This window comes from Streptomyces armeniacus, from assembly GCF_003355155.1.
Lineage (GTDB): Bacteria > Actinomycetota > Actinomycetes > Streptomycetales > Streptomycetaceae > Streptomyces > Streptomyces armeniacus.
The window spans coordinates 1668418-1694387 of the sequence record NZ_CP031320.1; the positions used below are offsets into that span (position 1 = coordinate 1668418).

Below are 25970 nucleotides of genomic sequence, written 5' to 3' on the forward strand. Positions count from 1 at the left end.
GATTTGTATACGCAGTGTATACCTGATTAGGAGACTCATGTCCTCGCGGACCGCAACCGATCAGCAGCGCAGGTACGCCGCCTGGCTCTCCGACCCGAGTTTCGCGGCGGCGGAGATCGTGGCGGCCACGGGCTACGGCGCCGTGGTGCTCGACATCGAGCACGGCGCCTTCGACCTCGCCGACCTCGAGCGCTTCATCCCGTTCCTGCGCCGGCTGGACCTCGAGGTTCTGGCCAAGGTCCTCGGGCCGGAGCGCGGCCCGATCCAGCAGGCGCTCGACTTCGGCGCCACGGCGGTGGTCGTCCCGCACGTCGAGAACGCCGAACACGCCGCCGCGGTCTGCGCGTACGGCAAGTTCCCGCCCCTCGGTGACCGCAGCTTCGCCGGAGGCCGGACCACCGGTTACGGCGGCTTCGACGACGACTGGATCGCCCGGCAGGACCGCGAGACCCGGATCTATCCGATGATCGAGGACTCCGGGGCCCTCGACGACATCAAGGAGATCCTGGCCCTGCCGGTCGTCGACGGTGTCTTCGTCGGCCCCAGCGACCTGTCGATGCGCCGGGAGCGGGGCGCCTACTCCCGTGGCGAGGGGGACTTCGCCGACCTCACCGTCATCGCGGACGCGGCCCGTTCCGCGGGCAAGCCCTGGGTCCTGCCGGCCTGGTCCGCCGCGGAGAAGGCGTTCGCTCTGGCGCACGGCGCCGACCAGCTCGTCCTGACGATGCAGCACGGCGCCCTCCTCGCCGGCTTCCGCGCGGCACTGGACGAGACCGCAGAACTCGCCCGCGAGGGGCGGCCGTAGGGGCGCACGCCCGGACGCCGCGCGGAACCAGCTCAGATCCACTACGTGAAAGGCACTCCCTCCCATGCTCGCAACGGTCGCCCAGTTCGCCGCCACCACCGACAAGTCCGCCAACCTGAAGACGGCCACCGGTCTGATCGCCACGGCCGCCGCCCAGGGCTCGGACCTGGTCGTTCTCCCGGAGAACGCCATGTACGCCAACCCCGACCTCACGGCCGAGACCTCCGGCCAGGCCGAGCCGCTCGACGGGCCGTTCGCGTCGGCGATCGCCGCGGCCGCGAAGGAGCACTCCATCGCCGTGGTCGCCGGGATGACCGAGACGCCCGCCGACGGCTCGGGGAAGCCCAGCAACACCGTGCTCGCCGTGGACCGTACCGGCGGGCAGCTCGGCGTGTACCGCAAGGTCCACCTCTACGACGCCTTCGGCTACCGGGAGTCCGACCGTATCGAGCCGCAGCCCGCGAAGGCCCTCACCTTCGTACTCGACGGCCTCACCTTCGGCGTCATGACCTGCTACGACCTGCGCTTCCCCGAGATGGCCCGCTTCCTGGTCGACGCCGGCGCCGAGGCCGTCCTCGTCCCGGCCGCGTGGGTCGTCGGCCCGGCCAAGGAGGACCACTGGACCACCCTCCTGCGGGCCCGGGCGATCGAGAACACCGTGTACGTCCTCGGCTGCGGCCAGACCGGCCCCACGTGGAGCGGCCAGAGCAGCATCGTCGACCCCATGGGTCACATCACGGCGTCGGCCGGCGAGAACCCGGGCGTCGCGTCGGCGGTCCTCGACGCCTCGCGGGTGGCGGAGGTCCGGGCGAAGAACCCGAGCCTGGCGAACCGCCGTTTCACGGTGTCCTTCGGCTGAACCCGCGCACTGCGGAGCGCACTTCCGGCCCCGTGCACGCCGTACGCGCCACTGCCGCGCGTACGACCTGCGCGGGGCCGTCCGCGTCGCACCGGCACCGCAGGTCGACAGGCAGGCGCCCTCCACCGTCGCGACTCTCCGTCTCCCGGAAGCTATTGGCACTTTTCCGTTGAAACCTGCCACCAGCGCCACTGGGTGAGCGCGTCCGCGGCCGGTTGACTTCGGAGCGTCCGATGAAGATCGACCGGAGGCAGCCCCATGCACATCCAGATCGTCCTGTTCGACGGCTTCGACCCGCTCGATGTCATCGCTCCCTACGAGGTGCTGTACGCCGGCGGCTCGGCGTCGGACGGCGCGGTGACCGTCGAGTTGGTGACCGCGGAAGGCCCCCGTGAGGTGATCAGCGGCACCGGAGGACTGCCGCTGCGCGCCGCCGGCACCCTCGATCCGGAGCGCGCCGACCTGCTTCTGATCCCCGGCGCCTCCGGCCGCACGGGCGAACCCGGCGAGGTACCGGGAGACTCCGGTGAGGCCCCGGGAGACGGGGTGGGTGCCGGCGAGTGGAAGCAGGACGAGTTCATCCCGGTGCTGCTGGGCCGCACGCTGACCACCGAGCTGCCCGCGTTCCTCAAGCGGGCGATGGACGACCCGGACCTGCTCACCCGGTACCGCGACGAGGTCGCCTGCCTGATCCTCGAACCCGCCGAACACACCGAGCCTTCCCCTGGCTCATCACTCCGTTCGAGCGGGGGAGACCCCCACCCCGGGCTACCTCGCCGGGCTGCGCGAACTGGCCGACCGGCATGGCTGCGTACTGGTCTTCGACGAGATGATCACCGGCCTCCGCTGGTCCGAGGCGGGCGCCCAGGGCCTGTACGGCGTCGTCCCCGACCTCTCCACGTTCGGCAAGGCGCTGGGCAACGGGTTCGCCGTCTCCGCGCTGGCCGGGCGCCGCGAGCTGATGGAGCGGGGCGGGCTGCGGCACCCCGGCGAGCGGGTGTTCCTGCTGTCCACCACGCACGGCGCCGAAACGCACTCGCTGGCCGCCGCGATGGCCGTGCTCACCACGTACGTCGAGGAGGGCGTCACCGCGCAACTGCACGCCCTCGGCGAGCGGTTGGCCGCCGGTGTGCGCGAAGCCGCGGACGGCATGGGCGTCGGCGACCACATCGTGCTCCGGGGCCGGGCCAGCAACCTGGTCTACGCCACCCTCGACGAGAACGGGCAGCCGTCGCAGCGGTACCGCACCCTGTTCCTGCGCCGGCTCCTCGCGGGCGGTGTGCTGGCCCCGTCGTTCGTGGTGAGCAGCGCGCTCGACGACGCGGACATCGACCGCACCGTCGAGGTGGTGGCCCAGGCGTGTGCGGTGTACCGGAAGGCGCTGGACGCCGCCGACCCCGCCCCTGGCTGGGCGGCCGGCCGGTGAAGCCCGTGTTCCGCCGCTTGGCGTGACGGGACGTCAGCGGCGTTTCCGCCGACGGGCGTCGGCTGTCCGGTCAACCAGCCACGCGGTCGCCGGCACCACCGCCAGCGCGGTGCACCAGCCGCCGAGGACGTCGGTCGGGTAGTGCGCGCCCAGGGCGACCTGTGCCCAGCCCATGGCGGCACCGGCGGCCGACGCCGCGGCGAGCACGAGCAGCGTCGCCGCACCCACGGGCTCCCCCAGGAAGTCAGTGGCGAGAGCGGCGTTCCGCCACGGTGACCGCACTTCGCCCGTCTCCGGCCGTAGCCACCGGTCCACCACGCCGGGCCTGCCGTGACCGGCGTGCAGGATCCCGACCACGCTCACCACCAGCGCGGCGAGGACCGCGACCGGCCCGAGCCGGGCGCGCAGCGGCTGCGGCAGCACCGCGGACGCCGGACGCCCGGTCACGTGCCCGCCGCGTCCGGGCGACCCGCTCCGGCCAGGCGATCCAACGCGAGCCCCCCCGTCGTGTTCGGCCCGCCCCGAGAGGCCGCCGCACCGGGACCAGCCTCTCCTGGCGCCCGCACCAACAGTACGGTCCCGTCGGCGGGTCTCACCGCCCGGAGACGGCACCACCGTCGTCCTGGAAGGCGGGCATGACCTCCTTGACGAACAGTTCCAGGGACTCGCGCTTCTCCTCGTGGGACAGGCTCGTGTCGATCCAGAAGCTGTACTCGTCGATGCCGAGCTCCTCGTACGTGCGCAGCCGCTCGATGACCTCCGCCGGGGTGCCGATCACCGCGGTCCTGTGCAGCGACTCGGGCTCGAACTCGGGGCGCCCCTCGAACTTCGACTCGGGGCTGGGGTCGAGGAATCCGTTCACCGGGGTGGTCTTGTTGCCGAACCAGGCGTCGAACGTCCGGTAGTAGCGGTTGACCGCCTCCGCCGCCGGGCGCCAGCCTTCGGGCTCGTCAGGGGAGTGCACGTGGGTGTGCCGCAGCACCATGAGCTCGGGGCGGCGCACCTCGGGGTGGTTCGCCACCGCGGTGTCGAACTTCCGCTTGAGGTCGACGACTTCCTCGTCTCCCTTCATGAGCGGCGTGACCATGACGTTGCATCCCTGGGCCACGGCGAAGTCGTGGGAGTCGGGGTCGCGGGCGGCGATCCACATGGGCGGCGTGGGCCGCTGTACGGGCTTGGGCACGCTGGTCGACGTCGGGAACTGCCAGATCTCCCCGTCGTGGGCGTAGTCGCCCTGCCAGAGCTCCCGGACGGCGGGCACGAGTTCACGCAGGTGCCTGCCGCCGTCGCGGGCGGAGACCCCGCCCGCCAGGCGGTCGAACTCGAACTGGTGGGCTCCGCGGGCGAGTCCGACCTCCATCCGGCCGTTGCTGATGACGTCGAGCAGCGCGCATTCACCGGCGACCCGGATCGGGTTCCAGAACGGGGCGACGATCGTTCCGGCGCCCAGGCGGATGGTCGAGGTCCTCGCGGCCAGGTACGCGAGCAGCGGCATGGGGCTGGGGGAGATGGTGTACTCCATCGCGTGGTGCTCACCGATCCACACGGTGCCGAACCCGCCCGCCTCCGCGGTCAGGACCAGTTCGGAGAGCTCCTCGAACAGCTGCCGGTGGCCGACCTCCTCGTCCCAGCGCTCCATGTGCACGAACAACGAAAACCTCATGACTGCTCCTCGTCTGCTGCTGGGGTGACCGGGCGTGGCGCGGCGGCCTGACCGCCGTGCTCTCCGGTACGGCCCGTCTCGGCCGCGTCCCTCTCGGTGACGGTGAGGTCACCGGTCGCCCAGAGGGCCCGGCGGACCTCGTGGACGACGACACGGATGTACTCGGGCCGGGTGTCCGTGGTGCGCAGGACCGCGGCGTGCACTTCGTGCATCAGGTTCCGCAGCTGCGCCGGGGTGCGGCCCTCGGCGATCGTGATCGAGACCTGTGGCATGTCAGCTCCGCATGGTGAACGGGTCGGCCACGGGTTCTTCGCCGGTGTTGATCCAGACGCTCTTGAGCCGCGTGTACTCCTTGATCGTCTCGGTGCCGTGCTCGACGCCGGCTCCGCTCGACTTGAAGCCCTGCCGCGGCGACATCGGAGACATCGCGCGGTAGGTGTTCACCCACACCGTCCCGGCGTCCAGCCGCGCCGCCATACGGTGCGCCCGCGCGAGGTTCTGCGTCCAGACGCCGGCCGCGAGACCGTACTCGGTGTCGTTGGCCAGCCGGACGGCCTCCTCCTCGGTGTCGAACGGCATGACCGCCAGTACGGGGCCGAAGATCTCCTCGCGTACGACGCGCATGCTGTTGTCGACGTCCACGAGGATGGTGGGCTCGTAGAAGAAGCCGCCGAGACCGCCGTCGGTGGAGCGCCCGCCGGTGAGCACCCGCGCGCCTTCGCCGCGGCCGATGTCGACGTACGCGGCGACCTTGTCCCGCTGGCCCTCGAAGGCCAGCGGCCCGAGCTCGGTCTTCTCGTCGAGGGGGTCGCCGATCCGGATGCTCCGGGCGCGGTCGGAGACGCGCTCCAGGAGGTCGTCGTAGACGGAGCGGTGCGCGAACACCCGGCTGCCGGCGATGCAGGTCTGGCCGGCGGCGGCGAAGATGCCGGCTACGACGCCCATCGCGGCGTTCGCGATGTCGGCGTCCTCGAACACGATGTTGGGCGACTTGCCGCCGAGTTCGAGGGTCGAGCCGACGAACCGGCCCGCCGTCGCCGCGGCGATGCGCGACCCGGTGGCGGTGCTCCCGGTGAACGAGATCTTCGCCAGCGCCCGGTGGTCGACCAGCGCCTGCCCGGCCTCGCCGCCGAACCCGGTGACGACGTTCACCGCACCCGGCGGGAACCCTGCCTCGAGCGCCAGCTCGGCGAGCCTGAGGACCGAGGCCGAGGTGTGCTCCGAGGGCTTGATCACGACGGTGTTGCCGGCGCACAGCGCGGGGGCGAGCTTGCTGCTGGTGAGCGTCAGCGGAGAGTTCCAGGGAGTGATCGCGCCGACGACGCCGAGCGGTTCGCGGGCCGTGTAGTTGAGCACCCGGCGGTCGGAGGTGGGGACGACATCTCCGTGGATCTTGTCCGCGAGCCCGGCGTAGTAGTGGTAGTACTCCGGCAGCGTGGCCAGCTGCCCGCGCATCTCGCGCAGCAGCTTGCCGTTGTCCTCCGTTTCCATCCGGGCGAGCTCTTCGGCGTTCTCGGCGATCAGGTCACCGAGGCGCCGCAGCAGACGCCCGCGCCGTGTCTGGCTGAGGTCGCGCCAGCGCGCATCCTCGTACGCTCCCCGCGCGGCGGTCACGGCCCGGTCGATGTCGGCGGCGCCTCCGCGTGCCGCCCGGTAGAGCACGCGGCGGGTGGCCGGGTTGGTGCTCTCGAAGTACTCGCCCGAGGCGGGCTCCACCCGGGCCCCGCCGATGAAGTGCTGCGACGTGGTGAGTTCAGACATGTGCGGACTCTCCGATGAAGGTCGTGAGGGAGTCGGCGAGCGCCTCGGGACGCTCGACGGGCAGCATGTGACGTGCGGTGGGGACGATCACCGCGCGGCAGTCCGGCAGAGCCGCTGCCAGCCGGCGGGTCATCTCGGGCGTGGAACCCGTGTCGTTCTCACCCGTGACCGCCAGCGCGCGTACGGCGATCGTGCCCAGCGCCGGCCCGAGTTCGGCATCCGCCGTGGCGAACACGCGGTAGCAGCGGAGGAAGGACCCGACGTCGTTGGCCCGCAGTGTGGCCTCGGTGCGGCTGACCCAGCGGGGGTCGACGTCCGTTCCGGCGTACCAGCGGTCGAGGGACGCGGCGGCGCTCGCCGGGAAGTCGGCCTCGGCGGAGCGCAGCCGGGCGAGGACGGACGCCCGCTCCTCGGCCGTCCGCTCGCATACGGAGCTGACCGAGGTCAGCGTGGCCACCAGGCCGGGCCGGTACAGCGCGAGATGCTGGGCGACGAGCGCGCCGAGCGAGAAGCCGACGAGGTGCGAGCCCGCCGGAATCCCGCCGGCGACCCCGTCGGCCAGGTCGGCGAGTGTCACCCCGTCGCCTGCCGGGGGCCGGGCGCCGTGGCCGGGCAGGTCGGGGGTGATCACGGTGAACCGGTCGGCCAGCAGCGCGGCCGCGGGCTCCCACATGGTGTGGTCGAGCCCCACGCCGTGCAGCAGCACGATCGTCGGCTTGCCCAGGAGCGCCATGAGCGCCTACCGCTCGGTCGAGAGCGGCGCGAGACGCTGCTGAGGGCGTCCCTGGGCGGCGGCGGCGAGCGCGATGACGATCTCGCCGGGGTGGGGGGCGTCGGAGATCCGGACCTCGGTCGTCTGGTGGTGCGAGCGGACCGTGGCGTCGGTGATGTGCTTGAGGGGGATGTCGAACACCGTGCCGGCGGCTCCGCGCTTCTCGACGGCCGGCAGCAGGGTGGTGGCGTTGGCCGCCTTGCGGAAGTGGTCGCCGAACTGGAGCGTGTGAATGAGCGCCGAGCCGTGCTCGATCTCGCCGTCGAGGCCGACGACGGCCGCCTTGCCGTAGGCCTCGGCGGGAGCATCGAGGGCGTCGAGCACCGCCGGGGCCAGCACCGCGCCGATGTCGGAGGCGTTGGCGGCGATTCCGGGGGCGAGATCGTCGACGAAGCCCTGGCCCGCCCACGGGTTCTCGATCACTGCCGCGACGACGGCGATCCGGGCCGCGGGGGTGACCTGGCGGCCGCCTTCCGTACGGATCTCCTCGACGGTGGTCACGATCTTACGGATGTTCATGACGGGACTTCCTCCAGGGTTTCTGCGGTGACGGCGGGATCGGTCTCGCGGTCCCCGATACGGGGGTGCGGGCGCGGCCCCGTGGAAGCGGCGGCGATGACGACGATCTCGTCCGCGCACGGGGCGTCGGGAACACGCGCGCTGACGGTCTGGTAGTGGCTCCGCGTCGCGGCGTGCGTCTTGTGCCAGAGCGGGACGATGACGGTCTCGCCGGCTTCGGCACGCGTGTCGGCGAAACAGATGATGGATTCGCCCTGGAGGAACTCCCGGACGAGGTTGCCGAAGTACGGCGTGTGGATGAGGGCTCCTGCGTGCTCGATCTCGCCCGCGGTGCCGACGATCGCGGCCTTGCCGAAGGCCTCGATCTCCCCGACTCCGCCCAGGGCGCCGATGAGCCGGTCCGTGAGCAGCCGCGCGAGTGCCGGGGCGATCCGGCTCTGCTCCGCGTGAAGATCAGCTGACAGGCCGGCGTTCACCCAGGGGTTCCGGATGACGGCGGCGACGCTGGCACGCCGCGCGGGCCGTACGGGGGCCGTGCCCGCCTCGGTGAGGACGACGTCGCGGTAGAGCACGAGCTTGCGGAGGCCGATGCGTTCGTCAGGATGATCCACGGTGCGCTCTTGCATGCCACGGAACGATAGGCATGTGTCTTCCGCATGGCAAGGGCATGGATCGAACGAGCCCGCCAGTGGACTGCAGTGACCTCGGCCTTTCTGTTATTCACGGCCATGACCTGTGTAAACAGTCGGTGCCGGAAGGCGGGTCTCGATCCGGTGGTGACGAACCCTTGACGCCTCAAACGTGACCTGCCTTACTGCTCCTTGTATGCCAACGCCACCGGTTGGCGGACCTCCGGACGCTAGGAGTTTCATGTTCAGCCACCTTCGATCGGGTGCGGAGATGACGCCCGAGGCGCCGTCCGGGAGCGTTGACGAGAGCGCCGTTCAGGACAGCGGCGACCACCACCGTGTCGGCAGGCTCGGCTCCGTCTTCTGGGCCTCGCTCGGCATCTCCGCCCTCTTCGTCGCCTGGGCGGTGCTCTTCAAGGACAACCTGAACCGCGTCACGACCGCCTCCCTGGATTGGGTGACGGGCACGTTCGGCTGGACCTACCTCGTGGTCACGCTGGCCATCCTGGTCTTCCTGGTGTTCCTGGCCTTCAGCCCCGCCGGCGAGATCCGGCTCGGCAAGGACACGGACCGTCCCGAGTTCTCGACACCGACCTGGTTCGCCATGATCCTCAGCGCGGTCATGGGCATCGGCCTGGTCTCGTACGGTGTCGCCGAGCCGATCTCGCACCTCGCGGCGCCGCCGCACGGCCTCGCGGAGCCGAACACGCCGGAGGCGGCGGTGCGTGCCCTCCAGTACTCGTACTTCGACTGGGGCCTGCACGCCTGGGCCATCTTCGCGGTCTTCGGACTCGCGATCGCCTACTCGACGTACCGCAAGGGCCGCCGGACCCTCGTGAGCCAGCTGTTCGTGCCGCTGCTCGGCGAGCGTGTGAACGGGCCCGTCGGCAAGACGATCGACGTGCTCGCCGTGTTCGCGACGCTGTTCGGCACCACGACGTCCCTCGGACTCGGAGCGCTCCAAATCAACAACGGGCTCGGCACCTTGTTCGGGATCCCGGTCAACTCCGTGACGCAGGTGGTGATCATCGCCGCCGTCACGGCCGTCTTCACCGTCTCCGCCGTGACCGGCGTCAGCAGGGGCATCAAGTTCCTGAGCCAGGGAAGCTCACTACTCGCGGTCGCACTGTTCGTCTTCATGCTGGTCGTGGGTCCCGCCGTCTTCATCGCGAACCTGTACATCGAGTCCGTGGGCCGCTGGGCGACCGACTTCTTCCGGATGAGCCTGCAGGGCACCGCGTTCGGCGGTCTCGAATGGATGCAGCTCTGGACGTACTTCATGATGGCCTGGTGGGTCTCCTGGGGCGCCTTCGTCGGCGTCTTCCTCGCCCGTATCTCCCGCGGACGCACCATCCGCGGCTTCATCGCCGGTGTCCTGGTGGTGCCCAGCGTGGTGTTCTTCACCTGGTTCTCGGTCTTCGGCGGTACGGCGATCCACCTCGACCTGTTCCAGGACGGAGACATCGCCCGGCAGGCCGGGGCGGACATGAACAGCGCGTTCTTCGCGACCCTCGACCACTTCCCGCTCGCCGGCGTCACGTCCGCGATCGCGATCGTCCTGGTCGTGATGTTCTTCGTCTCCGGCGCGGACGCCAACACCTACGTGCTGTCCATGATGACCTCGGACGGACTGCTCACCCCGCGCCGTCCGGTGCTCGTCCTCTGGGGAGTCCTCACCGGAGTCACCGCCGTCGTGCTGTTGCTCGCCGGGGGACTGACAGCCCTTCAGAACACCGTAATCGTCGCGTCCTTGCCCTTCCTCGTGATCATCGCCGGGCTGGCGGTGTCCTTCTGGAAGGAGCTCGACGCAGACCGAAAGGGGAAGACTGATGCCGCACACGGAAACCCGCCGCGCCCTGATCGAGAAGGTGTGGGCGGCGGCCTGGGGCCGGGGTGAGGTCGATGCCCTCGACTCACTGCTGAGCCCATCCTACCTGCGCCACGGCGGTGACGGGCGGCCCCAGGGCCCCGATGCGCTGAAGGCCGCGATCGTCTCCATCCGGGAGGCGTTCCCCGATCTGGTCACGACGATCGACGACATCGTGGTCGACGGCGACAGGGCCGCGATCCGCTGGCACAGCAGCGGAACCCACGAGCACTCCTTCCTCGGAGTCCCCGCCACGAGGCGGCAAGTCGACGTCAGCGGAGCCACGTTCGCCCGGTTCGAGGGGGAACGCGTCGTCGAGGAGTACGTGACCTGGGACCCCCGGGCCCTGCTCTCGGCGCTCGGCATCATCCGCGTCGGACAGGACTGACGGCCTGGCCGGGCAGACACGACGATCACCATCACCAAGGAGCACTTCCATGACACCGCTGTCCACGGAGCCCAACGCCGACCTGATGAAAAGCGTCAACCGCCGGTTCGTCACCGGCGTCACGGTCGTGACCGCGATGGACGGGGACGTCCCCAGAGGGCTGGCTGTCAACGCGTTCTCGAGCATCTCGCTCGACCCGGCCATCGTGATGGTGTGCGTCCAGCGCACCTCATCGACGCACGACTGCCTGTTCCGGGAGGATCATCTCGCCATCAACATCCTCTCCACGGAGCAGCTCGACGTGGTCGGCACCTTCGCGGGGAAGTCCGATGACAAGTTCAGGGAACTCGACTGGGAGCGCGGCCCGTTCGGGAGCCCGCTGATCGCGCGGAGCAGCGCGCAGATGGAGGCCGAGATCCGCGAGCGGCTCCAGGCCAGCACCCACACGGTGTTCATCTGCCGCGTGGTGCATGCCGCGGTCACCGACAACGTCCCGATGGTCTACGGCGCGGGTAAGTTCTTCGACGGCGGCGCGCTCACCCCCCTGGGGTGACCCGTGCGCGGCCCGAACGACGGAGGAGGGCTCGGTGAATCGCGGCACAAGCGCGTCGGCGAAGGGGTCGATGCAGTCCAGGGTCATCGACGAGATGAGACGGCGCATCATCAAGGGGGACATCAAGCCCGGGGCCCCGCTCTCGGAGCTCGCGCTCGCGGAGGAGTTCGGCGTCAGCCGCACGCCGGTCCGTGAGGCCCTGAAGCAGCTGCAGACCGAAGGACTGGTCGAGATCCGGCCGCGCGTGGGGACCTTCGTCACCGCTCCGTCCCGACGCGAGATCACCGAACTTTTCGAGATGAAGGAACTGCTGGAGGGAGCGGCCGCCCGCCTTCTCGCCCAGCGCGGCCGCGTCCCGGAGATCGACGGGCTGGAGCGGAATCTGCACGAGGCCGACGACGCAGTGGCGCGCGGTGACCAGGGACGCTACGCGGAACTCGTCCAGGAGTTCCACGACCTGCTCATCGCGGGCGCCGACAACAGCAAGCTGGAAGCCCACTACCGCATGCTGATGAACCAGCTCGCCTACTCCCGGCTGGTCAACACCTCACTGAGCCAGCCGGGACGCCCTCTTCAGTCGGACCGTGAGCACCACCTCGTCCTGGAGCTGATCCTGGAGAAGGACGGTTACAGCGCCGAGCAGGTCATGCGCGAACACGTCCGCGCCAGCCGGCGCGCGCTGCTGGCGGGCCTGCCCATCGGCACCCCGGCCTCGCCCCCGGCCACCGGTACGGAAGGAGCCTGACCGCCCCTCAGCACCCGTACGCCGACGGGTCCGAGGTCCGGCCGACCGGCTGGTCACGGACTCGCATCCGGTGCCAGGCGGGCGGGGCGGCCCCCAGGGGCGGCTCCGTACGCGGGCATCGGCCACAATGCCTGCCATGCGCGGATCAACCCGCCCCGCCCCGGGGCACGACGACCACTACCTGAACTGGCTCCGTACGGCACAGCCGCACCCCCCGGAGGAACAGGCGGAAGCGGTACGCCGTGCCGAGGAGCTGATGGCCTACGTCCGCGAGACCTGGCTGCCGGAACCGAAGATGCAGGACGGCCCCCAGACCCGGTACTTCCGGGAACTGGACGCGCGCGCGGACCAACTCCCGCCGCCCCACCTGCCGTTCTTCTGGGACAACGTGAGCTACCTGCTCCACGGGTGGTTCGCCACCGGCGCCTGGCGCAGAGCACGCCAGGCCGAGGAGAAGCACGCGCTCCCCGTGGACGCCGACCACCTGATCGCCAACGCCCTGCTGCTGACCGGTGACTTCGGCCTGCGCGGGCCCGAGCAGGGGCGGCATCTGCGCTGGCTGCAGGAGGCGCTGCCGCCGGAGCGGGCCCACCGCGAAACGGCCCGGTTCATCGAGGCCACCGCCGCCAGGAACTCCCTCGAGCCGCCCGCGGACCTCGTCGGCCTGGTCCGTACCGCCACCGCGGCCGCCGGGCTAGGCGCCGAGGAGAACACCAGGCTGCTCGGCGTCATGGTGCGGGGCGAATGCGCCTGGCGGGCACACGAGACCCTGCTGCAGGACATCGCCGAGGTGTTCGCGGCGGCCCGGCCCGACGATGAGGTACGGCTGCGGCTGCTCTCCCTGTTCACCCGCACCCAGACGAAGACCAACGGGAAAGGCCTGCTCCAAGTCCTGCGGAAAAGCGGCGCCTTCGAGGCCATGGTCAGCGGCCGGCTGGTCCCCGAGGGCGGCTGCGGCGGCTGGCTCACCGGCTTCGTCGACCACTACTCGTACTACTGGACGCCCAACGTCAGCCTCAAGTCGCAGCCGCTGCCCGCCGAGCTGTACGCGCTGCTGCCGGAGCTGGCCGGGCCGCTGAAGGCCGAGGGGAAGCCCGTACGCATACACCACGAGAGGGGACGGCGCGGACGCCTGGACGGGCGGCTGGCCGACACCTGCCTGCAACTCGGCATCAGCGTGCAGGACCCCGGCCCGGGCACCCTCCTGGACCTGCCGCCGCGCCGCAAGGACGACTACGCGCACCTGCGCGCGGACCCCGTGCTCGGGCCGCGTACGGCACGCGTCGTCTTCCGCCCGGGAGGCGGAGGGCTGCTGGTCTGACGGCGGACGGGGGCCGGGTCGTCAGTGCCGTGGTCTTCACGGCGCACTCGTGATGTTCACGGCGCACTCTCCACGAACCGCGTGAGCCGGTCCGCGATCGTGCCCCAGCCGTCGGGGCCGGGATCAGATGATCGCCGCACGCGCCTTCCAGGGGCTGGGTGCCCCCGTACTGGCCTTGGCCACCCTGACGATCCTGACGGCCGCTTTCCCGGAGAGGGCCCGCCCGTACCCGGGCCCTCGTGGTGTGGACGGCGGCTAGCCTGGCGGGCGGGGCGGACGCCACTTACGACGGAACTGGTTCCCGCTGTCCCGTGACAGGAAGAAGACCGGGCGTGCGCACTTCCCGTACGGGGCCCTCAAGCCGGCACTCGGTTCGGCGAAGCCTGCGACAGCGGCAGCCAGTTGGTCATCTCGGGGCAGGCGACGGTTGCCGCAGACAGCGACGCGGGCGGCCACCTGAGCCCGGAATACGCCACGGGGCGCACGCACCTTCGTCGACTACCTGAAGGAGCAGCGCGCGTAACCGCTCGCGCGTACGCGCTCGCGCTCAGCGGCACCGGCCCGTATACGGCCGAATTGACCGTCGCGCGCATGCACCCCGAGTGGCCATACTGCTTCCTCAACGCTTTCCGGGGTGATCGATGGACCTATCCGGGCGACGGGTAAACAACCGCATGCATCCACCGGTCGATCCACGCAAGGCACGCGTGCGCCGCCTCAAACGCGTAGGGGCGAGTGTTCTGGTCCTCGTGGGTGCACCGCTGCTGGTGGCCGCATTGGGCGAGTACCTTCCCGGCGGTGGTGAGGAGGCCGCGCAAGAGGCGCCCGCAAAGCGTTCTGCCGCAGCATCGCCGAGTGGACCGCATCTCTATGGGACGGCGCGGCTCATTCCGGACGACCAAGGTTGCATGGCGCTTCCAGACGCCCCGACCACGCTGGCCGAGCGTACAGAAATGGCCACCGGAAGTGGCCCCTCACACGTGGCAGAGCGCCAGGGCGGCGCAGCGGTGGGGCAGTTGGGCATCAGCATCACGCTCCAGGGCCACCAACGGGCCTTGACAGTCGAGTCGATCGACATTGTGCCCAAGGCACCGCAAGCGACGCGCCCGTTCGACGGCGCACTGCTGTGCTCGGAGGGGCAGGGAGACTCCCCCAAGGTCAAGCTGGCGGCGGATATGGACGATCCTGATCCCTATCTTTACGACGAAGACTCGCCGCACCGTTCGCACTTCCATGACAACGTGATCACGCTGGCGCCCCAGGAACAGGTCAGCATCAGGGCGTTCTTTCAGTCAAAACAAGGGCACCGAGAGTTCGAGCTCGTCATGCGCTACACGTTGAACGGCAAGCGCCATTCGCAGAAGATCCCACCCCCACGCGGGAAGGCATACGCAGTGACGGCGTTGAACGACACCTACGATATCGGCTACCTCTACGCTCCGACGGGCCCGCACAGGATGACCGCCCCAGAGATGTGCGAGTTCTCCGCCGCGAAGAAGTGCCGATGAGATACCGCGTCGGTCTCTGCCTGCTGACACTCGCCGCTCTCACGGGCGCCTGCACATCAGGCAGCCCGGACGACGGGAAGGACCGCAGCTCCCCTCCGGACTCCACGCCTCGCACGCTCGTCTGGGAGCGCCAGTGGACCGCGAAGACTGGCCCTTTGGATATCACGCCTATCGGATTCGAGCCCGTGGATTTCGGCTTCGACCGGACACTGACAGTGCGGCATTCAGGCACCGCGGAGGTGCTGGACGTCGCCACAGGACGTGTGGTCCGGACGCTGGAGAAGACCCATGGACAGCCTTCCCGCACGTATCAGGTAGGAGACGTTCTCCTGGACTACCGGGAGAATGATGCTGAGATCGTGGAGAACCAGGGGATCGGGCGCAACGGAGCCATGAGAGCATATGACGTGAACTCTGGTGGCCATCTATGGGCGCGGCGAGGCACGGTGGAATCCATTCTTCACCCTGGGGAAGAGGGTGGGGGCGGGCCTTCCGAAGCGGTCGTCGCGTTCACCGAGCAGGGTCTCGTGTGGAACGGGGGAAAGCGCTCGGTCGGCCTGGATCCGCGAACCGGGAAACCCACGTGGGAGCGGGAGGACAAGGATCCGGGCTGTCGCGCGGATCGGCAATTCGCGGCGACGCGGAAGCACTCGATCACGCTGAAGCGGTGTCAGGGCGAAGAATACGTTCTCGAAGCCATCGACCCGGGCAGCGGCCAAATTGTCTGGCGGAGAAACCTGGGGCGCCTGGAAGGCAAGCATTTCTCAGCCACCCCGGATCTCATCAGTGTCGGCCGTGAAGACCGTGGCCGATCGATAGTGAGCGTCTTCGATGACTCGGGTAAGCGGTTGGCCGAGGCAGCAGTCAGCGACCCCTCGTTCAATCAGCAGCAAATGAGCCTCATGACTCTCACCGGGCGCTCCGGAAAGACTCTGTACTTCGAAAGCCAGCCGAACTTCTACGAGCTTGGTATCGGCACCGACGCACCATGGCGGCGGAGCCGGATCGACCACCGTTTGCCGGCCATGCTGGCAAACGGAACGCTTATCTCAGGCCTGCTCGGGAGGGAGAGCGAATTTGATCTCGTCCAATACGGCCGACCTAGCCAGAGCCTCATCATCGATCGCACGGGTCGGCAACACACCTTGCCGGTCCCGGGCGGAGGAACAGGGCTCAAGGTCGTCGGTGATTCTGTGATCACTGAGAGAGAAGTAGGGCACGGAAGGCGTTTCAGTGCGCTGCGCCTGAAGCGGCAAGAAACGGCAAATCCGGCTCTGGGAGGCGTATCCCCCACCGACTGGCCCGCCGCATGCAAGCTGTTGTCCGACCGCCAACTCGCCGAGATCGGAAGGAATTACGCACGAGTCCCAGTGGAGGAGAGCCGTAAGGTCTTCGGAGTCGGCCTCCCCCATCCGTCCGCCTGCCGGTTCTCCCCGCCATCGGCGCACGAGAAGGACATCTTCCAGATCAGCGTGCAATGGGTGGCCCCTGACGAAGACACAGCTCGACAACTCGTCGAAGCCGACCTGCCGTGGCAAACCTCAAGCGACAGGATCCGCCGCCTCGGGCCCGGCACATATCTGTACCGACTGGGCTCCGAAGGGGAGAAGGCCGACTCCCTGATACTCAAGGCCACCGGCAAACACGTCCTCATGGTCTCCGGCCGCGACGTGGACCTGCTCACCCGCGTCGCCCGCGTCCTGCGCGGCCATGCCCGAAGCTGAACGGACGCTCAGCAATCCAGCTCCGCCCACACCGTCGTCAGCGGCTCGGGCCCCTCCGTCACGCCCCACCGCGAGCTGAGCCTCCACGCTCAGCAGGCCCCGCCCGCCCTCGCCGTCGGCCTCCGGCCGGGTCGGCTTCTCGGGCGGCTGCGCCACGCACCGCGTATCGTTGACCTCGCCCTGGAGCGGACTGCCGTCGCCTTCGTCCTCGCCGTCGAGAACGAGCCGCAGCTCGAAGTCCCGCCCCGGCTCCCGCCCGTGCAGCACGGCGTTCGATGCCAGCTCCGCCACGACGGCGGCCACGTGCTCAGACAGTCTGCTGCCGTACGGGAGGCCCCACGCGTCGAGCTGATGGAGCGCCAGCAGACGGGAGAGGCACGCGCCGCGCCTCGTGACGGAAATTCGACGACTGAACACACCTACACCTATCAGGTGACCCCTGCGGACAAGGGCTTCGCCGGGCGACAGTTCGAGGCGTTCCTCACTGAGCGCCTCGGCGTCCATCTGGTCCGGCTCGGGAAGTCATCGGGGAAGCGGAGACCGTTGGCGGTGACGTTCGTGGCTTGACCTGTCCGGGGTCGCGCGGGGTGTCGGCCAGCGGAGGCGGGCTGCCGGCCGTCAGGGAGTTGGAGGGCCGGGCCAGATGGCCGAGGCGTCGTCGCGGTGGGGGTCGGGCAGCCGGATCGGGCGGATGCGAATCGTGCGTTCATGTCCTGCGCTGATGGCCCTCCGCGGTGTGGGCTGACCTGAGTAGCACAAGACGGTCAGGGCGAAGACGCCGTCGGCGTAGACCTCGACGTACTCGCCGATGGTGAGGATGCGCAGGGTGGTGACGGGTTTACTCAGGACGGTCTCGCCGAGCTGGGCCCCGTCGGGGCCGGTGGCCCAGGTGTTCTTGCCGTCGCAGCCGACTGCGAGGGCGAGACGGTCGCTTTCCGGGGTGTCGGTGCGCAGCGTGATCTCGACAGGCCCGGTTATGCCGATGTCGCCGACCGCGTGCAGGGTGGGGCGGTGGGTCTCCTCGCCGAGCCAGGTGTTCGGGCCGGACCACCATTCCAGGCGGGGAGCCGACTTGCTCTCCACCACAAGCGACTTCGGCTGGGCGAGCATGCCGCGGCAGCGGTCACCGGTGTCCGTGAGACCGACGCGGCGGGGTGTGGTGTGCAGGACGACGCGGGAGCCGTTCGGCGCGGCGATGACGCGCGGGGCGTATGCGCCGGTCGGGGCAACCGGGCCACGGCGGGTCCAGGGGGCCTCTGAGGTGGAGGGCGGTCCATGCCTCGATGCCGCGGGTGGCGCCGATGGAGCCGAGCAGCAGCCAGCTGCCGTCGTCGAGGCGTTCCAGGACCGGGCACTCCAGCTCGTCGACGTCGCCGGGGGAGATGAGCGGTGGGTGGACGGTCCAGTGCTCCAGGTCGTCAGAGGTGGCCCAGGCGACGCAGCCGCTGACCTCCACGGGGAGGGAGGCGTCACTGGCGCAGAGGACCATCACCCAGCCGTCCGACTCGTGGTCGCGTACGACGAACGGGTCGCGCCAGCCCATGCGTTCACCGGTGCGGTACCAGCGCGGGTCCGCCTCGACGACCGGCCCGGTGGCGTGCCGCCGCCAGTTGGTGCCGTCGGTGCTGTCGGAGTACGCGAGCCCGGGGGGACTGGAGCGGCCAGCCGTCCGGCGTCAGCCCGCTCACCCCCGTGTAGAACATCGCCATTCCGCCGCCGTGCCGGAAGGGGTGCATGGTCCACACCGTCCGCTGGTCGAAGCGATCGGGCAGGCCGTTGCCGAAGGTGGTGCCCTGCGGCTGCCAGCCGACCAGGTCGGTCGAGGTGGCCCGGCCGTAGGAGGTCTCCATCTGCAGGTGGTCGAACTCCGGTGTCCAGGGGCCCTGCAGGTGCAGCAGCGCGTATGTGCCGTCGTCGTCGCGCAGGAGGGCGAAGTCGTTCACGCAGAGGCCGGGCGGGGCGTATCGCATGCACAGTTCCTGTCGCTCCACAGCGATGAGCAGCCGGTCGTTCACTGGGCTTTGGGTGACCTCACCATGTCTTGAAGTGGCCCAGGACTTACTCATGGTGCCGCGAGACATCGGCGACGACTCGTACTGCGCTGAAAGGCTGACCTCCTACTGATCCGCTCCGGAGCTGATGGAGAGGCTCCGGTGGACACTGACGGCATAGCCGCCGCCCTCGTAGGGGTGGGCGTCCCACGTGGCGAAGCGGTCGACGAAGGTGAGGCCGGCCGCGGCGCAGTAGGCGTCGTACTCGGACAGGGTGATGGAGGGTGGTACGGGCAGGTGGGCCTCGTCCAGGCCGAATCCGGCGACCATGAGGCCGCCGGGGCGCAGGGGCGCGGCCAAGCGGTTGATCACCGCCGCCTCGGTACCCGCAGCGAGGAGCGGGAAGATGTTGCCGGCGGTGATCACGAGGTCGAAGTCCGCGGCAACATGGAGCTCAGCCGGGTCGAACGTGGCCAGGTCGGCTTGGATCCAGGGCAGTTCCGGCGCCTGCCTGCGCGCCACGGCCAGCATGGAAGCGTCGAGGTCGACCCCGACACAGTCGTACCCGAGCTCCGCCAACCGGATCATGACGCGGCCGGTGCCGCACCCGGCGTCCAGTACCCGTGCGGGGGCGGGCACCAGCGCGGCGCACAACCGTGCCTCGCCGTGCATGTCCTTGCCGCTGCCGGCCAGGGCCGCGAACCGGGCTGCGTAGTCCTCTCCCGACGTCCCACCGGTCAGCTCTTCCCAACGGCTCATGACGGCCAGGGTAGGCGAGGAGCACGAGTGCTCGCTCCGTGACGGCTCCGAGCAGGAACCTCGTGCGAGGAGTCCGTGGTCCGGAACCGCCGAGATCTCACACCGGCAGTCAGCAGCAGCCGCCTTCCGCCGCGCCCGCGACCGCTTCGAGACGGCAGAAGCAGGACGCGTTGATCGGCACGTCCGCCATGGCGGACGCCAGCTTCAGTTGCTGGGCCACGATCTGCGCTTCCGCTGTCTTGCCCAGGCGCAGGAGGCATTCGTGGAATCCGTGCAGCGCCCATACGTTGCCGGGGTGTTGTGAAGGACGCGGCAGTGTGTCGTCGAGGCCCAGGTCGGCCCGGTAGACGGCCTCCGCCTCTGCCACGCGTCCCTGTTCGAGAAGCAGGGCGCCGTACGCGTGCCGGGTGGGCTGCATCCATCCCCAGGGCTCGTCGTAGGGAAGGCTGTCGTCGAGTGCGATCGACCGCTCCAGCGCGGCGAAAGCGGCGTCGTAGTTCCCGTTGCGGTACTCCAGTTCGCCGTCGAGCATCTCCGACGCGATCGCGAGGATGTCGACGCAGGTGTTGTTGAACAGCATGCGTGACTCGGGCACGCGGGAGACGGCCTGACTGAAGCGTTCGCGTTCGGTGTCCGCCTCGGGAATCCGGCCGGTCGCCGAGAAGGCGACACCGCGGGCGTAGTGGAGCATCGCCGTCGTCGTGCAGTACAGCCCCGGGTCGGCAGGCAGCGGCAGGCCCAGGATGTCCGGCCAGCGGCCGAAGCGGATGAGCACGTGCACCCGCATGGCGAGGAAGCCCTCCAGCCAGTCGGCCATGGGCGGACTCTGTACCCTCAGCAGTTCCTCGGGGATGGAGGCTTCGAGCTGCGCGGCGGCCTCCAGGGCGGTCGCCGACTGGCCGAGGAACATCGCACCGTAGATCTTGAAGTGGTAGTTGTGCGAGCGGTAGAGGGTGTAGAAGTTCATCGCGCCGGCCCGCGCGTGGTATTTCTCGTCGGCGCTGATCGCGGCGGTGTTGTCCGACACGACTCGCCGGTAGTCCCCGCAGAGCACATCCAGGTGTGTGGGCATGTGCTGGAGGTGCCCGGCGTCGGGTACGAGGCCACGGAGCCGGTCCGCGACGGGCAGGGCTGCCTCGGGGGTCGGGGACATCTCCATGAGGTGGATGTACATGTGCAGAAGACCGGGGTGTGTCTTCCCGGGCCCGGTGCCGATCGCCCGCTCGAGGACCGCCCTGGCCTCCTGCGTGCGGGAGCCTGCCGCCGGCAGTCCGGTGCGCAGGTCCCACAGCTGCCAGGGCGTGAGGTTCATCTGTGCGTCGGCATGGAGTGTGGCGACATCGAGGTCGTGGGGAGCGAGTTCGTACACGGCGCGCATGCTGTCGGCGTACGGCTCGTTCCAGACCGAGCAGTCCTCGGCCGCCTCCGCCTGCGGATACCGGTACCGCAATGCCTGGATCAATGCCTGCTCGACGGGAGTGGCGCCGGCCGCCTTCTCGTGCGCACGTTCGACGGCCGCGTGGGTGCGTTCGACGGTTCGGGCCAAGTCCTCGCCTTCGAAGAACTCCCAGGGCTTGTTGTAGTTCGGACCGAGGGCGTAGGCGATGCCCCAGTAGGCCATTGCGCAGTTCGGATCCGCCGCGGCAGCGGCTTCGAAGCAGGAGACGGCCTCCTCGTGGTGGAAGCCGTACGACCAGAGCAGCCCGCGGTCGAACCACATCTGGGCGGACGGGGAGGACGTCGTCACGGGGCGGGTGTGGGTGCCCAGGTCGTAGTAGTCCATTCGGCTCTCCTGAAGGTACGGCCGGACGGCCAGGGGACGCGCCGCGACCGGCACGCACTGTCCCAACGTGGTGAAGGCTCCGGGGACACCTTGTGGCCAAGGGTAGGCTGCCCGCGATGCGGATCACGTCATCCAGGGCGGTCCCGTCGGGGCAGTACGCGATGCAGGAGGAGATCTCCTGCGGGCGACCCACCACCGGGCTGCTGCAGGCCATCAGTGCGACCTCTCACTTGCGACTACCTACGCGCCGAAGTCTCTTCGCGGGGCGGCGCCGTTGAGGCGCGTACCACGAGCTCGGTGGCGAGTTCGATGTGATGGGACTCGACCTTTTCACCGGTGGCCAGTCGGAGGGCGGTGCGCATGGCCGCACCGCCCATCTCCCGCAGGGGCTGGCGCACAGTGGTCAGTGGCGGTGAAGCCATCTGGGCGAGGCTTGTGTCGTCGAAGCCGACCACGCTCAGGTCTTCGGGGACGCGCAGGCCTCGGGTGCGGGCGGCCTCGATGACACCGAGGGCGATCTCGTCGTTGCCTGCGAAGATCGCCGTCGGTGGCTCTTGCAGGCCCAGTAGTGCCGTGGCGCCGAGCAACCCGGTCTCGTACGTGAATTCTCCGGGCCGGACGTAGGCGTCGGGTACCTGCGCTCCTTCCGCCTCCATGGCGGCGCGGTAGCCGTGCGTGCGTGCCTGGTTGCATACGGCCATGGCCGGTCCGCCGATGTAGGCGACGCGGCGGTGACCCAGGGAGAGCAGGTGCCGGGTCGCGGCCAGGCCGCCGGCGAAGTTGGTCGACCCGACGCTGTGGACGCGGCTGTCCGGCAGGTGCAGTGGGTCCAGCACGACCAACGGCAGCCCGGACCGGGCCAGTTCGTTCAGGTGCGCTGTGGTGTACACGCTGGTGACCGCGATGACGGCGCGGCGCCCGGCTGAGACCAGGTCCCGGGCCCAGTGCGGGGCATGGGACGCCTTGCTGATCACCACCGAGGCCCCGGATTCGGCGGCGGAGTCGATGATGCCCTCGAGGGTCTCGGCCACGTACGACTTGAGGCCGCCCTGGAACTGCACCTCGATGGTCGGGCTTTCGACGACCTCGGTGTGGCGGAACACGGGTGCGAGGTAGTCGTGCTGATGCAACAGTTCCTGCACCCGGCTGCGGGTGTGCGGCGCCACGTCGCCGCGACCGTTGACCACTTTGGACACGGTCGCGACGGAGACTCCCGCCGCTTGGGCGATGTCCGCCAAGGTGGTGCGCCTGGCGTTCGGACGCATCGGTTCCTCTCAGCTGTACGTCCACCGGTGTGGTGAGCTGCCGGTCGGGCCGGCAGTGCGGGTGGAACCGGTCAACCGTACGGCAACCCGGCCCCGAGCTCGTCCGGAGAGGTGCCGACGAGCCCCTCACACTCGACACGTCCGACGATCTGTGTGAGATCGCGTCCGGTGAACGCGGTCCGGGGCAGTTGCCGACGCAGCGGCTGCCGAGCTGCGCGACCTTGTGCATGACCTGCGCCGACAGTGCATCAGCCGCGGCCATAGCTCCGCCTCTCCGTCCCGAGCCATTACTTTCGAAATAGTTTCGGTCCTTGTCAAGCCTTCTCGAGGGCTGCTTGTGCCCGATATTGCGCGGCTGGTGGCAGCGCGACCACGCGCTTGCACACACCTTGACAGGGTGTCAGCCCGAAACCTAGTTTGCTGAAACAGAGCTCAGAGAAGGAAGTTTCGAAAACCTTTCACCATGACTCACATGACTCACGAGAAGCCGATGGCTCTCGAGTGCGGAGAAGAACATGGCGCTCTCCCGACGTACCCTCCTCGGCCTGGCCGCCGGCGTGCCGGCCTCCGCGGCCCTCGCAGCATGCGGCTCATCCGGCCCCGGCAAGGGCGGCGACGGCGCGGCCACGTACTGGCACCTGAGCGGCCAGCCTCAGGAAGGCGTCAGGACCGGTGCGGTGGAGCGGTTCAACGAGGCCAACCCCAATGGGCAGATCGAGGTCACCACCTTCGAGAACGACGCCTACAAGACGAAGATCAAGACCGCCATCGGCGCCGGGAAAGCGCCCACCATCATCTGGGGGTGGGGCGGCGGAACGCTGCGCACCCACGTGGAGGCCGACCAGGTCGACGACCTCACCCCGTGGTTCGACGAGAACCCTGACATCAAGAACCGCCTCTTCCCGTCCTCGTTCGGCGCGGCGACCGTCAACGGCAGGATCTACGCGATGCCGTTCGAGAGCGTGGAGCCGGTCGTCCTGTTCTACAACAAGAGGGTCTTCGACGACGTCGGCGTGGAGCCGCCCCAGTCCTGGGACGACATCATGTCCCTGGTGCCCAAGTTCAAGGCGGAGGGCATAGCGCCGTTCTCGCTCGGCGGCCAGTCCCGGTGGACGAACATGATGTGGCTGGAGTTCCTGTTCGACCGCATCGGCGGCCCCGAGGTGTTCCAGGCCGTCTTCGACGGCGAGAAGGGCGCCTGGTCCCACCCGGCGGCCATCGAGGCGCTGACCAAGGTGCAGGACCTGGTCAAGGCGGGCGGATTCATAAAGGGCTTCTCCTCGATCACCGCGGACTCCAACGCCGACCAGGCGCTGCTGTACACCGACAAGGCCGCGATGATGCTGCAAGGCTCCTGGTCGTACGGCATCCAGCAGTCCGAGGGCGGAGACTTCGTCTCCGGCGGCGGCCTCGGTTTCATGAACTTCCCACCCGTCGAAGGCGGCAAGGGCGATCCGGGCAACTCCGTCGGCAACCCCGCCCAGTACCTGTCCATCTCCTCGAAGGCCAGCGCCAAGCAGAAGAAGATAGCGAAGGACTTCTTCGCCACCGGCGTCCTCACGGACGACGAGGTGAAGGAGTGGATCGACACCGGGGCGGTGCCGATCCGGAAGGGCTCGGAGAAGCTGCTGGCCGAATCTGAGAGTTCCGAGTTCCTGGAGTTCGTCTACGGCATTGCCAGCAACGCGAAGACGTTCGGCCAGTCCTGGGACCAGGCGCTCAGCCCGACGGCCGCCGAGACGCTGCTGGACAACATCGCCAAGCTGTTCCAGCTGTCCATCTCGCCGCGGCAGTTCACCGACAATCTCAACAAGGTCATCGGCAAGTGAGCGCACTCACGGGCTCCACAGGGCGCGAGGGCCGGCGCAGCATCCTGCCCTGGCTGGCCGTGCCGGCGCTGCTGTTCTTCGTCGGCTTCGCCCTGGTCCCGCTCGTCGGCGTCTTCGCGCTGAGCTTCACGACGTGGGACGGGATCGGCACCATCCACCCGTCCGGGCTGACCAGCTGGCGTGCGGTGCTCACCAACCCTGGGCTGCCGCACGCCCTCTGGGTGACGTTCCTGGTGATGGCCGTGTCCTGGGCGGTTCAGACACCGGCGAGCATTCTGCTCGGCACGTTCCTGGCCGGCCGCCAGCGCTACCGGGCGGTGCTGAGCCTGATCTACTTCGTCCCGCTCCTGCTCAGCTCCGCGGCGATCGCGGTCGCGTACAGGGCGCTGCTGGACCCCAACTTCGGGCTGGGCGCCGGGCTGGGGTTCGAGTGGCTCAGCAAGGACTGGCTGGGGCGCCCCTGGCTCGCCTTCGGCGTCGTCGTCTTCGTCGTCTCCTGGCAGTTCGTCCCGTTCCACTCGCTGATCTACCAGGGCGGCGTCCAGCAGATCCCGCAGTCCCTGTACGAGGCCGCACAGCTGGACGGCGCCGGGCAGATCCGCCAGTTCTTCAGCATCACGCTGCCCCAGCTCAAATACACCATCATCACCTCGTCGACGCTGATGGTGATCGGCTCGCTCACCTTCTTCGACCTCATCTTCGTCCTGACCGAGGGCGGCCCGGGAGACGCCACCCGGGTCCTCGCGCTGGACATGTACAAACGGGGCTTCCAGGCCGAGCTGATGGGGCCGGCCAGCGCCATCGCGGTCATCCTCGTCCTGATGGGCCTCGCCATCGCCCTGCTGCTGCGCCGGCTCGGAGGCCGGGACGCCGGTGAGAGCCAGCTTGAGGGAGCCTGACATGACCACCACGCTGACCAAGCCGCAACCGCAGAAGACCACCCCACGCGAGCGGGGGCACCGTCCCGGTGCGACCGCCCACCGGCGCAACTGGCTCGGCGGTCTGGCCGGATGGCTATGGCTCGCTGTCGTCGTCGTACCCCTCTACTGGATTCTCATCACCAGCCTCAAGGCCCGGAGCAACTACTACGCGAGCAACCCGCTGGCGCCGCCGACCGACCCCACACTGGACAACTACGAGCTGGTCCTCGAGTCCGACTTCATCAGCTACTTCTGGAACAGCGTCGTGGTCACCGCCGGCGCGGTGGTGCCGGCGGTCGCGGTCTCCTTCATGGCCGCCTACGCCATCGTGCGCGGCTGGCGCATGCGGTTCCTGCGCGTGGTGAACGGCATGTTCCTCATGGGCCTCGCCATCCCGCTGCAGGCGACGGCCATCCCGGTCTATCTGATCATCATCAAGCTACAGCTGTACGACAGCCTGCTGGCGCTGATCCTGCCGTCGATCGCCTTCGCCATCCCGCTGTCCGTGCTGATACTCGCCAACTTCATCCGCGACGTGCCCAAGGAGCTGTTCGACTCGATGCGGGTGGACGGAGCCACCGAGTGGGGGACGTTGTGGCGTCTGGCGGCGCCGCTCACCCGGCCGGCCATCCTCACCGTGACCATCTTCAACGCGCTCACCATCTGGAACGGATTCCTGCTGCCGCTGATCCTCACCCAGAGCCCTTCCCAGCGGACTCTGCCGCTCGCCCTGTGGACCTTCCAGGGCGAGTACGGGGTCAACGTCCCCGCCCTCCTGGCCGCCGTCGTCCTCACCACCCTGCCCCTGATCATCCTGTACGCGTTCGGCCGCCGCCAGCTGCTGAGCGGTCTGACCGCCGGATTCAGCCGTTGACCGACGCCG

Annotated in this window: 24 protein-coding genes and 4 pseudogenes; 15 read left to right on the forward strand and 13 right to left on the reverse strand. The window is 69.2% G+C overall.

Going from position 1 to position 25970, the window contains the following annotated elements:
• Positions 1 to 37: 37 nt before the first annotated feature.
• The 4 genes and pseudogenes from DVA86_RS07345 to DVA86_RS07355 all read left to right on the forward strand — a co-directional run.
• Positions 38 to 805 (forward strand): HpcH/HpaI aldolase family protein, encoded by a 768-nt coding sequence (locus DVA86_RS07345; RefSeq protein ID WP_208876752.1) that lies wholly within the window; start codon positions 38 to 40, stop codon positions 803 to 805.
• 64 nt (positions 806 to 869) lie between these two features.
• A complete protein-coding gene (locus DVA86_RS07350) occupies positions 870 to 1664 on the forward strand; it encodes a carbon-nitrogen hydrolase family protein (protein ID WP_208876753.1) in 795 nt (264 codons plus the stop codon).
• 258 nt (positions 1665 to 1922) lie between these two features.
• Positions 1923 to 2321: pseudogene (locus DVA86_RS35195) on the forward strand (type 1 glutamine amidotransferase family protein); the annotation flags it as partial.
• A pseudogene (locus DVA86_RS07355) lies at positions 2316 to 3116 on the forward strand (aminotransferase class III-fold pyridoxal phosphate-dependent enzyme); the annotation flags it as partial. The pseudogenes DVA86_RS35195 and DVA86_RS07355, both read left to right, overlap by 6 nt.
• Positions 3117 to 3123: 7 nt before the next feature.
• Here the strand turns inward: DVA86_RS07355 and DVA86_RS07360 are convergent.
• From DVA86_RS07360 to DVA86_RS07390, 7 genes are all read right to left on the reverse strand, one after another.
• Positions 3124 to 3537 (reverse strand): phosphatase PAP2 family protein, encoded by a 414-nt coding sequence (locus tag DVA86_RS07360; protein WP_208876754.1) that lies wholly within the window; start codon positions 3535 to 3537, stop codon positions 3124 to 3126.
• 145 nt (positions 3538 to 3682) lie between these two features.
• Positions 3683 to 4753: an LLM class flavin-dependent oxidoreductase gene (locus DVA86_RS07365; protein ID WP_208876756.1), complete on the reverse strand. Its 1071-nt coding sequence runs from the start codon at positions 4751 to 4753 to the stop codon at positions 3683 to 3685.
• Positions 4750 to 5025, reverse strand: a complete 276-nt coding sequence (locus tag DVA86_RS07370) for a tautomerase family protein (RefSeq protein WP_208876757.1) — start codon at positions 5023 to 5025, stop codon at positions 4750 to 4752. Before DVA86_RS07370 ends, DVA86_RS07365 begins: the two co-directional genes overlap by 4 nt.
• Before the next feature lies 1 nt (position 5026).
• Positions 5027 to 6514 (reverse strand): aldehyde dehydrogenase, encoded by a 1488-nt coding sequence (locus DVA86_RS07375; RefSeq protein WP_208876759.1) that lies wholly within the window; start codon positions 6512 to 6514, stop codon positions 5027 to 5029.
• Complete coding sequence (locus tag DVA86_RS07380; RefSeq protein WP_245996382.1) at positions 6507 to 7247, reverse strand: alpha/beta fold hydrolase; 741 nt, start codon at positions 7245 to 7247, stop codon at positions 6507 to 6509. Before DVA86_RS07380 ends, DVA86_RS07375 begins: the two co-directional genes overlap by 8 nt.
• A 6-nt stretch (positions 7248 to 7253) precedes the next feature.
• Positions 7254 to 7805 carry an amino acid synthesis family protein gene (locus DVA86_RS07385; RefSeq protein WP_208876760.1) on the reverse strand — a complete coding sequence of 184 codons (552 nt, stop codon included), beginning with the start codon at positions 7803 to 7805 and terminating at the stop codon, positions 7254 to 7256.
• Positions 7802 to 8431, reverse strand: a complete 630-nt coding sequence (locus tag DVA86_RS07390; RefSeq protein ID WP_208876761.1) for an amino acid synthesis family protein — start codon at positions 8429 to 8431, stop codon at positions 7802 to 7804. The genes DVA86_RS07385 and DVA86_RS07390 overlap by 4 nt, the downstream gene beginning before the upstream one ends.
• A 244-nt stretch (positions 8432 to 8675) precedes the next feature.
• On the opposite strand from DVA86_RS07390, the gene DVA86_RS07395 reads away from it, so the two are divergent.
• The 8 genes and pseudogenes from DVA86_RS07395 (at position 8676) to DVA86_RS07430 (ending at position 16540) form a co-directional block, all read left to right on the forward strand.
• Positions 8676 to 10331: a BCCT family transporter gene (locus DVA86_RS07395; RefSeq protein ID WP_208876762.1), complete on the forward strand. Its 1656-nt coding sequence runs from the start codon at positions 8676 to 8678 to the stop codon at positions 10329 to 10331.
• A complete protein-coding gene (locus DVA86_RS07400) occupies positions 10264 to 10689 on the forward strand; it encodes an ester cyclase (protein WP_208876763.1) in 426 nt (141 codons plus the stop codon). The genes DVA86_RS07395 and DVA86_RS07400 overlap by 68 nt, the downstream gene beginning before the upstream one ends.
• Before the next feature lie 49 nt (positions 10690 to 10738).
• Complete coding sequence (locus DVA86_RS07405; protein ID WP_208876764.1) at positions 10739 to 11242, forward strand: flavin reductase family protein; 504 nt, start codon at positions 10739 to 10741, stop codon at positions 11240 to 11242.
• Positions 11243 to 11276: 34 nt separating this feature from the next.
• Positions 11277 to 11987 carry a GntR family transcriptional regulator gene (locus tag DVA86_RS07410; protein ID WP_425470775.1) on the forward strand — a complete coding sequence of 237 codons (711 nt, stop codon included), beginning with the start codon at positions 11277 to 11279 and terminating at the stop codon, positions 11985 to 11987.
• A 136-nt stretch (positions 11988 to 12123) separates the two neighbouring features.
• Positions 12124 to 13308, forward strand: coding sequence for a hypothetical protein (locus DVA86_RS07415; RefSeq protein ID WP_208876765.1), 1185 nt, complete (start codon positions 12124 to 12126; stop codon positions 13306 to 13308).
• Positions 13309 to 13432: 124 nt separating this feature from the next.
• Positions 13433 to 13583, forward strand: a pseudogene (locus tag DVA86_RS36260) (MFS transporter); the annotation flags it as partial.
• A gap of 474 nt (positions 13584 to 14057) precedes the next feature.
• The gene (locus DVA86_RS07425) at positions 14058 to 14816 is read left to right on the forward strand and encodes a hypothetical protein (protein ID WP_208876766.1); all 759 of its coding nucleotides are present in this window, start codon (positions 14058 to 14060) and stop codon (positions 14814 to 14816) included.
• Positions 14813 to 16540 (forward strand): PQQ-binding-like beta-propeller repeat protein, encoded by a 1728-nt coding sequence (locus DVA86_RS07430; protein ID WP_208876767.1) that lies wholly within the window; start codon positions 14813 to 14815, stop codon positions 16538 to 16540. Before DVA86_RS07425 ends, DVA86_RS07430 begins: the two co-directional genes overlap by 4 nt.
• A 618-nt stretch (positions 16541 to 17158) precedes the next feature.
• Here DVA86_RS07430 and DVA86_RS35205 read toward each other — a convergent pair.
• From DVA86_RS35205 to DVA86_RS07450, 6 genes and pseudogenes are all read right to left on the reverse strand, one after another.
• A complete protein-coding gene (locus tag DVA86_RS35205; protein WP_245996383.1) occupies positions 17159 to 17650 on the reverse strand; it encodes a hypothetical protein in 492 nt (163 codons plus the stop codon).
• Between the two features lie 13 nt (positions 17651 to 17663).
• Positions 17664 to 18104 (reverse strand): annotated as a pseudogene (locus tag DVA86_RS35210) (glycoside hydrolase family protein); the annotation flags it as partial.
• Positions 18088 to 18510 carry a glycoside hydrolase family protein gene (locus DVA86_RS35215; protein WP_245996384.1) on the reverse strand — a complete coding sequence of 141 codons (423 nt, stop codon included), beginning with the start codon at positions 18508 to 18510 and terminating at the stop codon, positions 18088 to 18090. The gene DVA86_RS35215 and the pseudogene DVA86_RS35210, both read right to left, overlap by 17 nt.
• 147 nt (positions 18511 to 18657) lie before the next feature.
• On the reverse strand, positions 18658 to 19290 hold the full coding sequence (locus tag DVA86_RS07440; RefSeq protein ID WP_208876768.1) for a class I SAM-dependent methyltransferase: 633 nt from the start codon (positions 19288 to 19290) through the stop codon (positions 18658 to 18660).
• A gap of 109 nt (positions 19291 to 19399) precedes the next feature.
• Positions 19400 to 21073 carry a tetratricopeptide repeat protein gene (locus tag DVA86_RS07445; protein ID WP_208876770.1) on the reverse strand — a complete coding sequence of 558 codons (1674 nt, stop codon included), beginning with the start codon at positions 21071 to 21073 and terminating at the stop codon, positions 19400 to 19402.
• A gap of 236 nt (positions 21074 to 21309) precedes the next feature.
• Positions 21310 to 22338 carry a LacI family DNA-binding transcriptional regulator gene (locus DVA86_RS07450; RefSeq protein WP_208876771.1) on the reverse strand — a complete coding sequence of 343 codons (1029 nt, stop codon included), beginning with the start codon at positions 22336 to 22338 and terminating at the stop codon, positions 21310 to 21312.
• A 515-nt stretch (positions 22339 to 22853) separates the two neighbouring features.
• Between DVA86_RS07450 and DVA86_RS07455 the strand changes: the two genes are divergently transcribed.
• The 3 genes from DVA86_RS07455 to DVA86_RS07465 are packed head-to-tail and all read left to right on the forward strand — an operon-like array spanning position 22854 to position 25961.
• Positions 22854 to 24167, forward strand: coding sequence for an extracellular solute-binding protein (locus tag DVA86_RS07455; protein ID WP_208876773.1), 1314 nt, complete (start codon positions 22854 to 22856; stop codon positions 24165 to 24167).
• Entirely contained in the window at positions 24164 to 25066 is a 903-nt protein-coding gene (locus DVA86_RS07460) for a carbohydrate ABC transporter permease (protein ID WP_208876774.1), read from the forward strand. Before DVA86_RS07455 ends, DVA86_RS07460 begins: the two co-directional genes overlap by 4 nt.
• Before the next feature lies 1 nt (position 25067).
• Positions 25068 to 25961 carry a carbohydrate ABC transporter permease gene (locus DVA86_RS07465; RefSeq protein WP_208876776.1) on the forward strand — a complete coding sequence of 298 codons (894 nt, stop codon included), beginning with the start codon at positions 25068 to 25070 and terminating at the stop codon, positions 25959 to 25961.
• Positions 25962 to 25970: the final 9 nt, after the last annotated feature.

Coding starts and splice junctions, on each gene's coding strand:
- DVA86_RS07385 (WP_208876760.1), bottom strand. CDS start 7,805: ATGAACATCCGTAAGATCGTGACCACCGTCGAGGAGATCCGTACGGAA.
- DVA86_RS07365 (WP_208876756.1), bottom strand. CDS start 4,753: ATGAGGTTTTCGTTGTTCGTGCACATGGAGCGCTGGGACGAGGAGGTC.
- DVA86_RS07395 (WP_208876762.1), top strand. CDS start 8,676: ATGTTCAGCCACCTTCGATCGGGTGCGGAGATGACGCCCGAGGCGCCG.
- DVA86_RS07400 (WP_208876763.1), top strand. CDS start 10,264: ATGCCGCACACGGAAACCCGCCGCGCCCTGATCGAGAAGGTGTGGGCG.
- DVA86_RS07345 (WP_208876752.1), top strand. CDS start 38: ATGTCCTCGCGGACCGCAACCGATCAGCAGCGCAGGTACGCCGCCTGG.
- DVA86_RS35205 (WP_245996383.1), bottom strand. CDS start 17,650: ATGCTCGCCCAGCCGAAGTCGCTTGTGGTGGAGAGCAAGTCGGCTCCC.
- DVA86_RS07370 (WP_208876757.1), bottom strand. CDS start 5,025: ATGCCACAGGTCTCGATCACGATCGCCGAGGGCCGCACCCCGGCGCAG.
- DVA86_RS07350 (WP_208876753.1), top strand. CDS start 870: ATGCTCGCAACGGTCGCCCAGTTCGCCGCCACCACCGACAAGTCCGCC.
- DVA86_RS35215 (WP_245996384.1), bottom strand. CDS start 18,510: ATGCGATACGCCCCGCCCGGCCTCTGCGTGAACGACTTCGCCCTCCTG.
- DVA86_RS07440 (WP_208876768.1), bottom strand. CDS start 19,290: ATGAGCCGTTGGGAAGAGCTGACCGGTGGGACGTCGGGAGAGGACTAC.
- DVA86_RS07415 (WP_208876765.1), top strand. CDS start 12,124: ATGCGCGGATCAACCCGCCCCGCCCCGGGGCACGACGACCACTACCTG.
- DVA86_RS07390 (WP_208876761.1), bottom strand. CDS start 8,431: ATGCAAGAGCGCACCGTGGATCATCCTGACGAACGCATCGGCCTCCGC.
- DVA86_RS07455 (WP_208876773.1), top strand. CDS start 22,854: ATGGCGCTCTCCCGACGTACCCTCCTCGGCCTGGCCGCCGGCGTGCCG.
- DVA86_RS07405 (WP_208876764.1), top strand. CDS start 10,739: ATGACACCGCTGTCCACGGAGCCCAACGCCGACCTGATGAAAAGCGTC.
- DVA86_RS07375 (WP_208876759.1), bottom strand. CDS start 6,514: ATGTCTGAACTCACCACGTCGCAGCACTTCATCGGCGGGGCCCGGGTG.
- DVA86_RS07380 (WP_245996382.1), bottom strand. CDS start 7,247: ATGGCGCTCCTGGGCAAGCCGACGATCGTGCTGCTGCACGGCGTGGGG.
- DVA86_RS07450 (WP_208876771.1), bottom strand. CDS start 22,338: ATGCGTCCGAACGCCAGGCGCACCACCTTGGCGGACATCGCCCAAGCG.
- DVA86_RS07465 (WP_208876776.1), top strand. CDS start 25,068: ATGACCACCACGCTGACCAAGCCGCAACCGCAGAAGACCACCCCACGC.
- DVA86_RS07430 (WP_208876767.1), top strand. CDS start 14,813: ATGAGATACCGCGTCGGTCTCTGCCTGCTGACACTCGCCGCTCTCACG.
- DVA86_RS07445 (WP_208876770.1), bottom strand. CDS start 21,073: ATGGACTACTACGACCTGGGCACCCACACCCGCCCCGTGACGACGTCC.